This is a genomic window from Amycolatopsis taiwanensis DSM 45107, assembly GCF_000519205.1.
Taxonomy (GTDB): domain Bacteria; phylum Actinomycetota; class Actinomycetes; order Mycobacteriales; family Pseudonocardiaceae; genus Amycolatopsis_E; species Amycolatopsis_E taiwanensis.
In genome coordinates this window covers 128976-141956 of record NZ_JAFB01000025.1, presented here as the reverse complement: position 1 = coordinate 141956, position 12981 = coordinate 128976, and the positions used below count along the sequence as shown (strand labels likewise).

General features: G+C 71.4%; 5 protein-coding genes. All 5 read left to right on the top strand.

All coding sequences use genetic code 11. The features are described 5' to 3' along the window. The first annotated feature begins 3 nt into the window (after positions 1 to 3). The 5 genes from A3CU_RS0120585 to A3CU_RS49890 are packed head-to-tail and all read left to right on the top strand — an operon-like array spanning position 4 to position 12977. Entirely contained in the window at positions 4 to 201 is a 198-nt protein-coding gene (locus A3CU_RS0120585; protein WP_027943907.1) for an MbtH family protein, read from the top strand. Further along, positions 198 to 3932, top strand: a complete 3735-nt coding sequence (locus A3CU_RS0120580) for a non-ribosomal peptide synthetase (RefSeq protein WP_027943906.1) — start codon at positions 198 to 200, stop codon at positions 3930 to 3932. The genes A3CU_RS0120585 and A3CU_RS0120580 overlap by 4 nt, the downstream gene beginning before the upstream one ends. Beyond that, positions 3929 to 5776, top strand: coding sequence for an acyl-CoA dehydrogenase family protein (locus A3CU_RS49895; RefSeq protein WP_052371912.1), 1848 nt, complete (start codon positions 3929 to 3931; stop codon positions 5774 to 5776). The genes A3CU_RS0120580 and A3CU_RS49895 overlap by 4 nt, the downstream gene beginning before the upstream one ends. Further along, positions 5773 to 7077 carry an MFS transporter gene (locus A3CU_RS0120570; protein ID WP_052371911.1) on the top strand — a complete coding sequence of 435 codons (1305 nt, stop codon included), beginning with the start codon at positions 5773 to 5775 and terminating at the stop codon, positions 7075 to 7077. Before A3CU_RS49895 ends, A3CU_RS0120570 begins: the two co-directional genes overlap by 4 nt. Continuing rightward, positions 7074 to 12977, top strand: coding sequence for a non-ribosomal peptide synthetase (locus A3CU_RS49890; RefSeq protein ID WP_156960447.1), 5904 nt, complete (start codon positions 7074 to 7076; stop codon positions 12975 to 12977). The genes A3CU_RS0120570 and A3CU_RS49890 overlap by 4 nt, the downstream gene beginning before the upstream one ends. Positions 12978 to 12981: the final 4 nt, after the last annotated feature.

Sequence of the window (12981 nt, the reverse complement as noted above, 5' to 3'; positions counted from 1 at the left end):
GGGATGGGGATGACACAGCGGTTCGCGGTCGTGATCAACGACGAGGAGCAGTACTCGATCTGGGACGCCGGGCAGGAGCCGCCCGCTGGCTGGCGGCGTACCGGCTTCACCGGCGAGAAGGACGACTGCCTCGCCCATATCGACCAGGTGTGGACGGACCTGCGGCCACGGTCGCTGCGTGAGGCGATGCGCGGCCGATGAAGGAGGTCCTCACCCACCGGGCATCGCGGGCCCAGCAGCGGCTGTGGTTCGTCGAGCAGCTGGTGCCCGGCGAGCCGGTGCACAACATCAGCTGCGAGGTCACCTTCGCCGACCGGCTCGACGAGGCCGTGCTGCGATCGGCGGTGGCGGACGTGGTGGACCGTCACGAGTCACTGCGCACGAAGCTCGTCATGCGGGACAACGACCTGTGGCAAGTAGTCCTCACACCGCCCGAGGAGCAGCCGCTGGCCTTTGTGGACCTTTCCGGCGAGGCCGAGATCGACCGGTCCTACCGCGACCTGTGCGCACGGGTCGGCACGGAGGTGTTCGACCTCGGTGCCGCACCGCTCCTGCGGATGGTGCACGCCCGGCTGGGTGGCGCCGATGCGCTGATCATCGTGCTGCATCACGCCATCGCGGACGCGGTGTCCGCGGCAATCCTCATGCGTGACCTGATCATCGCCTACGACTGCCGGATCGAGGGACGTACGCCGGACTGGCCAGACCTGCCGGTGCAGTACGCCGACTTCACCGCATGGCAGGAGGAGCGGTCCAACAGCCCGGCGGCACGCCAGGATTTGGCGTACTGGCGGGACCAACTCGCTGAGGTGTCCACACTGGACCTCACACACGGGCGGCCGCGCCCGCAACTGCTGAGCCAGCGCGGCAAGCGGATCGACGTGGTTGTCGACGAGGACACGGCGAAGACGCTCGACGCGTTCGTGCGGACCGAGCACGCCACTACCTTCATAGCCATGCTCGCCGCCTACGCGGCCGCGCTCGGCCGGGTGTTCGGCAGCGATGACGTGGCCGTGAGCAGCAGCGTCGCGGGACGTCCCCTGCCCGAGGTGCGGGAGGTCGTCGGCATGTTCGTCGACCGCGTGGTGCTGCGGCTCGACCTGTCCGAAGGCCCGACGTTCCGCGAACTCGTCGGCATGGCGCGCCGGGTGGTCGCCGAGGCGCACGACCACGGCTCGGTCACGTTCGACCAGATCATCGAAGCCGTGGCGCCGGACCGCGAGGTCGGTGTCACGCCGCTCGCGCAAGCCGCGATCAACCTGCAGCCGAAGAGTGACACGTACTCGGCGGGCACGGGCGGCATGCCGAAGAGAACGACCGGTTCGTTGATCGACACCGGCATGGTCGGCCACGACCTGTCCCTCGACATGCTCGAGGACTACGGCTATATGGGGACGGTGCGCTACCGTTCTGACATCGTCAGTGACGATGCCGCCCAGCGGGTACGCACACTGTTCCTGCGTTTCCTGCGAGATGGTCTCGCTGAACCGGACCGGCCACTGTGGACGATTGACCCCGAAGAGAAGCCGGGCGTCGAGCCACCGATCCTCGACGGCCCGGTCCTGCTGCACGAGGTCATCGGACAGTGGGCGCACCGAACCCCCGGCGCGCCGGCGCTGGTCTGGCCGGGCGGGTCGATCACCTTCGCCGATTACGGTGCGGCGGCCAACCGGCTCGCGCACGCGCTCCGGGAGCGCGGGGTGGGGCCGGAGGTGCCGGTGCTGGTCGGCATGGAGCGGTCGCCGGAGCTGTTCGTCGCGATGCTGGCCGTGCTCAAAGCGGGTGGCGTGTACGTGCCGGTGGACCCGGCGGCACCATCGGCCCACTTGTCCACTGTGGTCGATCAATGTGGAGCGAAGCTGGCGCTGGTCGGCCTTGACCCGCCGCGACTGCCGTCCTCGGTTGCGACTCTGCCCGTGACGCTGACGCGGGCCGAGGATCCGGGAGCGCCTGAGGTGCCGGTGCGCCCGGAGAACGGCGCCTACCTGCTGTTCACCTCCGGCTCGACCGGCGTGCCCAAGGGCGTGGTCGTCGAGCACCGCAACGTCGTTGCGTACCTGCGAGGCCTGCTGACCCTGTTCCCGGCCGCGGCCAGCCATGTCACCGTGCAGCCGCCGACCTTCGACTCTTCCATGACCTCGACGCTCGGCGCGCTGGCGAACGGTGGCGCTCTGCACGTCGTGGACGACGACACCGCACGCGACCGGCGGGCACTGGCCGAGTTCTTGGCCACGCACCCGGCCGACTTCATGAAGATCACGCCCTCGCACCTGGCGGCATTGCTGGCCGGCGGTGACACCGCGGGATTGCGGCCACGCAAGGCCGTGATCCTCGGCGGCGAGGCAGCCGGGTCCGCGTTGACAACGCGACTGGTCCGGGACGGCTGGGGCGTGATCGTCCACTACGGACCGACTGAGACCGCCATCGGCGTATGCGCGCAGTGGCTCGACGGCGAGACGGATTCTCCTCCGCTCGGCAGGCCGCTGCCCGGCGTTGGTGTGTATCTGCTGGACCGCTGGGGCCGTCCGGTGGCGCCGGGCTGCCTTGGCGAGGTGTACATCGGCGGGCCACAGGTCTCCCGCGGTTATCTCGGCGCGCCAGGCACGACCGCGGCCGCGTTCGTGCCGGACCCGTTCCACGGTGGGCGGATGTACCGGACGGGCGATCTCGCGCGGCGTTCGCCGGACGAAAGGCTGTGGTTCTGCGGGCGCGCCGACCGGCAGGTGAAGATCCGCGGGTTCCGGGTGGAGCCGGGTTCGGTGGAGGCCGCACTCGACACGCATCCGGACGTGCGGCACAGCGCGGTGGTCGCGCGAGATGGCAGGCTCGTCGCGTACGTCGCGCCGGCTTCCGTGTCGCCGTCGGCGCTGCTGGAGTTCGCCGCGACCGTGCTGCCCGCGCACGCCGTGCCCGCTGAGGTGGTCGCGCTGCCGGAACTGCCGATGACCCGGCACGGCAAGCTCGACGTCGCCGCTCTGCCCGACCTCCCGGCGCGGTCCGAACGCGGCCCAGAGCCGGAAACACCGGTCGAGGCGGCGCTGCTGGAGTGCTGGCGGCAGGCGTTGCCGGGCCGGAGTTTCGGCGTCACGGACGGGTTCTTCGACTTGGGTGGAGACTCGATCCGCGCGATCCACGTGATCAGCGAGGCACGGCGCCGGGACCTGCCGCTCACCCTGCGGCAGCTGTTCGGGTTGCGCACGATCCGCGCCATCGCCGCCGCGCTGGACGTGCCGGAGTCGCGCGGGTCGAAGGCCCCGCTGGGCATCACCGGCCCGACCGTCCTGCGCCTGCCCGCCGGTGCGGAGGTGACCGAGCGCCCGGGTGTGTCGGTGGCCGGCTCGATCGTCACGATCGATCCCGCGCGCGTGGACGACGCGGACATCGCGGACCTCGTGTCGGCGGACGGTGATGTCGCGGACGCGCCAGGCGTGTTGCTTCCGTCGTCCACTTTGGATGCTTTGTACGGTGAGGCGAACGAGACGTACGGTACGGCGCCGCTCGACCTGGTGGTCGCCGCGGTCATGCGTGCCCTCGACACGACGGCCTTGGCGGTTGGAGCAGGCGTGGTCCGCGCGGCCGCGTCGGCCGATGACGCGCAACTGATCAGGGACGTCAAGGCTGCCTTGCGTGCGCCGTCCGCGGAGGACGGGTCGCTGCCCGGCGTGCGGATGATCCGCCTGCCCCGCTCGGTCGCGGTGACCGAGGTCGGCGCGGCGGGGGACCGGCTGGTCATCACCGTCGCGGGTGCTCGCGTGCTGGGGCCGGCGGACGTGGCGGAGCGGGTCCGTGACCGGCTGGTGGACCTGGTCACGCATTGCCTTGGTACAGAGGCGAGTTACGCGGCCGCTGACTTTCCCGACTCTGGTCTCGACGACGAGACGATCGCGCACCTGCTGGCCGGACTCGACGACGACTCGGAGGTGACGTCGTGAGTTTTCAGAGCACCGACGTCGTGGTCAAGGAGATCCGGGCGGTCCTCGCGGGAGAGCAGGCACGCGGGTTGTTCGCCGCCGTGGCCGCCGACCGGAGCGCCGGACGCGAGCCCGATCCGCGCCCGCTCTACCGGCTCCTGGGCGATCGGGGGCTCCTGGCCGTCAACTGGCCTGCCGCCTACGGTGGCCGGGACCTGCCGGGCCGGTGCGCGGCGGCGGTCGTCGGCGAGCTGATCGCGGCCGGGGTGCCCGAGGTGCTGCACACGCTGTCGGTGCAGATCTGCGGGAACTTCATCCTCGCGTCCGGCACGGACGAACAGCGTGCCGCCCTGCTGCCCGGGCTCGCGTCGGGTGCGATCACCATGACCGTCCTCTATTCCGAGGCCGATGTCGGCTCCGACCTGTCTACTTTGGAGACTCGTGCCGAGCGCGCGGGCACCGGCTGGCGGATCACCGGCCGCAAGGTCTACAGCGTCAAGACCGCCTTCGCCGACTACGGCCTCGTTGCCGCCCGCACCAGCACGGAAGTCACGCCCTATCAAGGGATCTCGCTGTTCCTGGTCCCGCTGGACGCGCCGGGAATCACGATCGGCACGCTCGACTCGCTGGCCGATGAGGACTTCGCGGATGTCCGCCTGGACGGGGTCGAGGTGCCCTCCGTCGCGGTCGTCGGCCCGGTCGGCGGGGCATGGCCGTTGATCACCGAGGCGTTGGCGCTGGAGCGCACCGGTGTCGACTATGTGGCGAAGGCCGACCTCTGGCTGCGCACGGTGAAGGTGCCGGACGCCGCCCGCGCCGATTACGGGCGGTTACGCACGCGCGTCGCCGCCGCCCATGCGCTGGCGGCGAGATGTGTGGACCAGTTGGATTCGGGTCGTGTCGACCCGGTCGGCGCCGCGGCCACGAAGTACTGGACGAGCGAGACCGCCCGCGCCGTGGCGTGGTGGTGCACCGACGTCGGCGACCCGGCGGCGTTGCGGCCGGGCCGGTTGGACTCGGCATACCGGGAGGCGCCGGGGTTGACGCTCTCCGCCGGGACCTCGGAGATGATGCTCGAACTGGTCGCGAACTCGGGCCTGCCGGCCCCGGACGCGGACCTGCCCGCGGGCGAGGAGCCCCTTGCCGTGGAGCTGCGCAAGGCCGTCCGGGCGATCGCCACCGCCTACGACGAGCGCGACCCGGCCCGCGCGTGCTGGCCGGAGCTGGCCAAGCTCGGCGCGTTCCAACTGGGCGCGCTCGGCCTCGGGTTGCGCGCGCAGGTCGTGTGCTGCGCCGAACTGGGCCGTGAGCTGCACGACGACGGTTTCCTGGACACGCTCACCGCGCTGGACGGGGTGGACGAACCGGAAGCCGACTCGGACTTGAGTCGATTGTGGACGGACGAGCGCGAGGTGGTCCGGACTGGCCGGGACGCCGCGGCCGTGCCGGCCGCGGCGAGGATCAGGCGCGCCGCGTGGCTGTGCGGGCTCGCCGCCGGGTGCCTGGCACGGACCGTCCAGCGAGCCCGCCTCCGCGAGCAGTTCGGCCGCCCGCTGATCGCGAACCAGGATGTCGCGTTCCGCCTGGCCCGCCTCAAGATCCAGCACGATGCAGCCTGGGCACTGATCACCGAACTGGCCGGGCGCCAGGACGACGGCACACTCCAGGAGAGCCTGGCCGCGGGTGTCCTGGCCGAGGCCGGCACGCTCGCGGTGACCACGACCCGCGAGGCACTCCAACTGCACGGTGCCTTCGGCATGACGGCCCAGTCGCCGGTGAGCCGTTACTATCTGGCGGCCCCGGCCGCCGTGGCCGCCGACGCACCCGCGGCCGACCTCTACGCCGAGGCGGGGGAACAGGCATGACCAGCCTGGCGAAGTGGCGGCGCCGCCCGTTTTCGGCGGGGGTGTGGCGCAACCGCAACTTCGTCCTGCTGTGGGCGGGTCAGACGTTCTCGCAGTTCGGTGCCTACGTCAGCACCGTAGTCGTGCCATTGCTGGCGATCGAGACCCTGCACGCCGGCGCCACCGAACTCGGCGTCATCGGGTTGATGAGCAAGCTCCCCGCCCTCTTCTACGTCGTCGCGGGAGTTTGGGTGGACCGGGTGCGCAAGCGGCCGCTGCTCGTCGGCGCCACCGTGATCCGCAGCGTGCTGCTCCTGCTGATTCCCGTCGAGGTCGCGTTCGGCTTCCTCACCGTCGGGCTGCTGAGCGCGACCCTGTTCGTCTCCGCCGTGCTCACCGTCTGGTTCGACACCGCCTACATGAGCTATCTGCCCGCGCTCGTCGGCCGCGAACACCTCGTCGAGGGCAACAGCCGGATGGAGTCCGCCCGCGCCACGGCGCAGGTCACCGGCCCGAGCATCGGCGGCCTGCTGGTCCAGGCGGTCACCGCGCCGGTCGCGGTGCTCCTCGACGGCCTGTCGCTGCTCGGCTCCGCGGTCACGCTCAGCAGGATCAAGCACGCCGAACCCAAGCCGGCGCCGGACCAGCGTGGGTTCCGCGGAATCAAGGACAACCTGATCGAGGGCTTCCGCTTCCTCGCGGGCCACGCCGTCCTGCGCCCACTCGCCCTTGCCATCGCGGTCAACAACTTCGCGTGGGCGGCCGAACTCACCCTCTACGTGATTTACCTGGTCGATGTGTTGCACCTACCGGCGTCCCTGGTCGGTGTGACGCTGATCGGCAGCGGACCCGGCGCGCTGGCCGGCTCGCTCGCCGCGGCCGCCGTCGCCCGCAAGCTCGGACTCGCCGGCGCGATCGTCTCCGGTCTGACGCTGTTCTGCCTGGCCACGTTGCTGATCCCGCTCGCGCCGCCCGCGCTGGGCGCCGCCATACCGATGCTGGTCGTCGCGGGATTCCTGATGTCGGCCGGCGGGCAGGTCTGCGCGATCAACGTGCTCAGCCTGCGCCAGGGCGTGACGCCGGATCGCCTGCAGGGCCGGGTGAACGGCTCGTTCCGGTTCCTTTCGCTCGGCCTCGCCCCGCTCGGGGCCCTCGCCGGGGGCCTGCTGGGGACGTGGCTGGGCACGCGGACCGCGTTGTTCGTCTCGGTCGGCGCGATGGCCATCGGCCCCCTCGTGGTGCAGTGCTCGGCCGCCGCCCGCGCGATGCGCACGCTGCCCACCGACACGCCGACCGAAACCGAGCCGGAGGTGGCTTCTTGAGGACCAAGCGGCGGATTCGGGATATCTACCCGCTGACCGCGATGCAGCAGGGAATGCTCGTGCACGCGCTGCGCGCGCCCGGTGAACCGGTGTACCACCAGCAGTATGTACTCGCGATCAGCGGTGTCGCCGAGGAAGACGTGCTGCGCCAAGCAATTGCGGACCTCGTCGCCCGGCATATCGTGCTACGCACCGGTTTCGCGTGGGAGGGCGTCGACGCGCCCGTGCAGATCGTGTTTGCCGAGGCCACCGTCCCGTTGACCATTGTGGACGGACGGAATGAGCCGGCCGAACCCGTTGCGCGTGCGCTGGCAGCCCATCGGCGGGAACGGTTCGACCTGCGAAAGCCGCCGCTGATGCGGGCACACGCCGTGCGGGTCGCGGACGACGAGTGGCGGCTGGTCACCACCATGCACCACCTGGTCGTCGACGGCTGGAGCATGCCGACCATCCAGGCCGACCTCGCCGAGCTGTTGACCGCGCGGATCGAGCGCAGGCCACCGCGCCTGGCCCCGGCCGCGCCGTTCCGCGAGTTCGTGACCTGGTTACGCGCCAACGACAACAGTGGCGCAGCGCAGCAGCACTTCAAGCGCTTGCTCGGCGACCTGCGCCATCCGACACCGCTCGGTATCGACCGGGTCGGCCGGGTGAGCGCCGAAGCCGGCCCGGCCGGCCGCGTGGTGCGGTTCCGGGAGGTGCCAGACGATCGGCACCCGGAGCCGCTGGCACGCGCGCGCGGCCTGCTGCCGAGCACGATCGTGCACGCCGCGTGGGGTTTCCTGCTCGCGACGTGTGCGGATGCGCCGGACGCGGTGTTCGGCACCACGGTGTCCGGCAGGCCCGCGGAACTGCCCGGCGTGACCGAGCGGGTCGGCATGTTCGTCAACACGGTCCCGGTGCGGGTCTCGGTCGACGGTGAACTCCCGATCGGGCCGTGGCTGGCGGACGTGCAGGAGCAGTTGATCGCGGGGCGCGAGTTCGAGCAAACGCCGGTGTCGGTCGCGCAGCGGTGCAGCGGCGTGCCCATGGGCGAGCCGCTGTACGAGACGGTGCTCGGGTTTCAGAACTACTTCCGCGACGATCCCGGGGGAACGCCGGCCGGGCCCGTGACGGTGAGGGCGGTGGAGCAGCAGGAGCAGACGGGCCTGCCGCTCGTCGTGTCGGTGGCGTTCCCGCCCGGCGCCGTCTGGACCCGGGTCGAGTACGACCGCGGCCGCATCGACGAAGCGGTGGCCGAATGGATCGCCGAGGAGTACACGACCTTGTTGAGCGAGATCGCCGCGGCCGAAGACCGCACGCCGCTGTCGTCGCTCTCGCTCGCCGACGAATCCGAGCCGGTGACGGCCGGGGACCTGCCGGCGGATCTGCCCTTCGGCCAACGGGTTCCGATCGCCCACGCGCGGTCTATGCGGCGGGTCGACCGGCTCGGCCGGCCGGTGCCCGGCCCGGTGCCCGGCGAGGTCGTCGTCACCACCGGCGAGGGCGATGTCCACACCGGACTGTGGGCCCGCCGCCGGCCGGAAGGCACCATGGAGTTGCTCGGCGACCGGCCCGGCAGCCACGACTGGTGGATCGCGGCCCGGTTCGCCGCCGACCCGGCCGTCGCGCAGGTGGTGGTCGACGACGGACATGCCTGGATTGTCTCCGCCGACGGGCGAGACCTCGACATTCCGGCGTTGACCGCACGTCTGGGCAAGGTCGTGCCGCGCGGCCTCATGCCGGGCGAGATCCACCAGGTGCTCCGGCTCCCGCCCACGCGCGCCGCGCTGCGCGGCGCAACCAGCACCCGTCACGTGCCGGACCGGCCGCTCGCCGAACGCCTCGCCGCGCTGCCCGCCGCGCGCCGTAGCGCCTTTCTCGACGCGTTGCGCGCGGCCCAGCACGCCGTCCCGCCGATCCGGCCCGGCCGGTACACCGGCACCCCGCCGCGGTCCGTGCAGGAGGAGTTCTACGACGAGACCACCCCGCTGCGGCCGCCGCATTCCCACGTTGAACCGGCCGAGGGGCTGACCTACGCGGACTATGCCGCATGGCAGCGGGACGACCGCCGTGCCGGCGAACGCGACCGGCAGGCCGCGCACTGGCGCACCGTGCTCGCCGGGGCGCCCGCGTCCGGCATCCCGGCCGACCGGATCGCGCCCGGAGCGCCCGAGCGCGGCGAGTTGACCATCACCGTCCCGGTGGCGGGCACCCGCCCCGACTGGCTCGCCGCGGTCGCCATCACCCTCGCTCGATGCGGCCGCGACGACGACGTGGTGTTCGGCGTCGTGACGGAACCGCACCTGCCCGGCGAGTTGACCGGCGTCCCCGGCCCATTCGCCCGGATGTTGCCCCTGCGCATCCCGGTCGGTCCGGACGTGTCCCGCCGGGAAATCGCCCGTGGGGCTGAGAAAGCCCTGGACACCGCACGCCGCAATGCCGACGTGCCGTGGTCGGTGCTGCGGCCCATGCTCGCCGAGGACCCGATGGTGAGCATCGCCGTCCATGACACGCCGGGAACCCTCGCACCGCACGCCGCCGCGACCATCGGCATCGACATCGCGCCGAGCGCGCACGGCACCGATATCACCGCCGTGTTCGACGGCACCAAGGTCACCGAGCGCACGGTGACCGACCTGCTCACTCGCTGCGCCGCCGTCCTCGAACATGACCAGCCGATCACCGCCGCGGACCTGGTGTCCGGCGCCGAACACGCCGAGCTGATGGCTCTGGCGGACGGCGGCTCCACCGCCGACGAACCGTCCACAGTGCACGCTTTGGTCGCCGGATATGCCGTGCGGACGCCGGATGCCGTTGCGGTGCAAGCGATCGACGGCGAGCTGACCTACCGCGAACTCGTCGGAAAGGCCACTGCCCTCGCCGGCCACCTCGTCGCGAACGGCGTCCGCTTCGAGGACCGTGTCGCGGTCTGCCTGCCACGCACCTCCGAACTGGTTTGGGTGCCGCTCGCCGTCATGATGGCGGGCGCCGCATACGTTCCGGTCGATCCCCAGTACCCCGAGGCCCGCATCGCCGTGTTGTGCGATGGCGTCTCGGCCGTCGTCACCACCGACGAACTGGCCACCAAGTTCCCGGAGGAGTTGACCCGGATCGACCCGCATGACGCCCACGACGGCGTCTTGCCGGACGTCCGGCCGGACATGGCCGCCTACGTCATGTACACCTCGGGCAGCACCGGAAAACCCAAGGGCGTCGTCGTCGAGCATCGGTCCGTTGTGGACTTCTCCCGGCACATCGCCACGGCATACTCGATCGAGAAGGACACCCGGCTGCTGGCCTTCGCCGCCATCACCTTCGACGTGTCGGTCTTCGACCTCTGGTCCGCGCTCTGTGCGGGTGCCACGGTCGTGCTCGCCGGCGACGAGGAACGCCTTTCCGTCGACAAGCTGCAGCGCCTGCTGGAGGACCGCAAGGTCACCGTGGCCGAGTTGCCCCCGAGCCTGATGCCGCTGCTCGACCCGGGCCGCCTGCCGGATTTGCGGCTGGTCTCGGTCGGCGGCGAAGCCCCGGCCGGCGGGCTCGTCGACGACTGGGCGACACCGGCCCGCGAGTTCTGGAACGGTTACGGCCCCGCGGAGACCACGGTCGCCGTCACGCTCATGCGCTGCGAGCCCCCGTCCGGCGGCCGCGTCCCGCCGATCGGCAAGCCCATGCCGAACCACCGTGCCTACGTGCTGGACGAGCGGCTGCGACCGGTGCCGATCGGCGTGCCGGGTGAACTGTGCATCGCCGGCACCGGCCTCGCCCGCGGCTACCTGGACAACCCAGGGCAGACCGCCGACCGGTTCGTGCCCGACCCGTTCGCGACGGCGCCGGGGCAGCGGCTCTACCGCACCGGCGACCTGGTCCGGTGGGCGCCCGACGGCGTGCTGGAGTTCCTCGGCCGGGTGGATCGTCAGGTCAAGATTCGCGGGTTCCGGGTCGAGCTCGGCGAGGTCGAGACGGTGCTCGGCGCCGACCCGCGCATCCGCCAGGTCGCCGTCGAGGTGTGGGACGACGGCGAGACCAAGCACCTCACCGCCTATGTCGTGCCGAGCGGGGAAGCGCCGACCTTGGCCGAGGTACGCGAGATCGCGGCCGCGAGACTGCCGGACTACATGACGCCGACCCGCCTCGCCGTGTTGGCCGCGCTGCCGCGCACGCCGAGTGGCAAGGTCGACCGCCGTGCCCTGCCCGCCCCCGCCGCGCCCGGCGGCGGCGCCGGCTCCGACGAGGACTGGACCCCACTGGAGCGCACCATCGCGGCCGAGGTCATCGGGCCGCTGCTCCGCCTGTCCGATGTGGACCGCGAGCAGGACTTCTTCGAGCTGGGCGGCAACTCGCTGCAGGCGACGCAGGTCACCTCCCGGGTGCGCGACCGGTTCGGCGTCGAGATCGGGCTCGCCGACTTCTTCGCCGAGCCCACGGTCGTGCGGCTCGCCTCGCTCGTCGAGCAGGAACAGCGGCGCGCGGCGGTGCGTGAACGCGAGGTTTACGGGGACAAACCGGCGACGCCGACCATGAAATCGGGCACGGTCCTGCCGCAGTCCTTCCCGCAGATGGCGTTGTACCAGGCCGAGGAGGCCGATGGCGCGAACCCCCGCTACAACGCGCCGTTCGCCCTGCGCATGCGCGGCCCGCTCGACCTCGGTGCGCTGCGTAAGGCGTTCGCCTCCATGCTGCGCCGCCACCCGACGTTGCGCGTGTCGCTGCGACGCGATGGCGACAACTACGTGCAGCAGGTCCGGGACGACTGTGACCCGCCGTTCGTACTGTCCGATGTGGACGGCGAAACGATCGAGGACCGGTTGCGGACCGTGCGCAGGCTGGTCCGTGAGGAGGGCGAAGGCGGCTTCGACCTGGCCAGCGGGCCCCTGATCCGGGTCCGGGTACACCGGCTCGCCCAGGACGATCACGTCGTCCAGTGGACGGTCCACCACCTCGCCACCGACGGCTGGTCCATCGGCGTCCAACTGCACGAAATCGGCACCGCCTATCACGCCTACGCCCAAGGTAGCGAGCCCGAGCTTGAGCCGCTCGACGGCGACTACGCCGAGTTCGTCGCCTGGCATCGCGAGTACGTGGCGAGCCCGCGGTACCCGGAGCACATCGCGTGGTGGCGTGACCAACTGCGCGGCGCCTCGGGAATCTTCTTGCCCACCAAGGCCGAACGGGCGGGGCACACGTACCGCCCCGGCTATCTGAACCTGCGCATCGAGCCGGACCTGGCCGCCCGGGTGCACGCGCTCGGCAAACAGGTCGGCACGTCGCTCTACATGACCACGTTCGCCGCTTATGCCACGGTGCTCGCCGCTTTCTCCGGCCGCGACGACATTGCCGTCGTGACGCCGAACGCGCTGCGGGTGCGCTCGGCGTGGGAACGTCTGGTCGGCTGGTTCGTCAACCGGGTGATCGTGCGGGTACGGATCGAGGACGGCGCCACCTTCGCCGACCTGTTGCGCGCCACCAGGCAGGCGAGCACCGCCGCGTTCGCCCACCAGGCCGTGCCGTTCGAGTCGCTGCGCGCCGAACTCGCGCTGCCGGACGACGTGCTCGCCGCGTGCTTCTCCGTGCAGAACGCGCCGATGGCCGGCGGGGCCTTCCGGTCGAGCGAGTTCGACATGGACGTGGTCGGCGACGACAGTGGCCTTGACTTCACCCCGATCGGGGAGGTGTACGCGCCGCTTCGGCTGCGCTACGAGAGCTCGGTCGTACTGCGGCAGCGCGAGGATGGCGCGGTCGCGGGCGGCTGGGAGTACGACGCCGCGCTGTTCCCCGAGGACACCGCGCGGCGCTGGAGCTCCGGATTCCTTGCCGTGCTCAGCCGCGCGGCCGAGAACCCGGAGGTCGGAGTGCGTGAACTGCGCACCATCGCGGCGGAGACCCCGCCGCAACAAACTGTCGGATGGGCCGATTCGTGAAGGA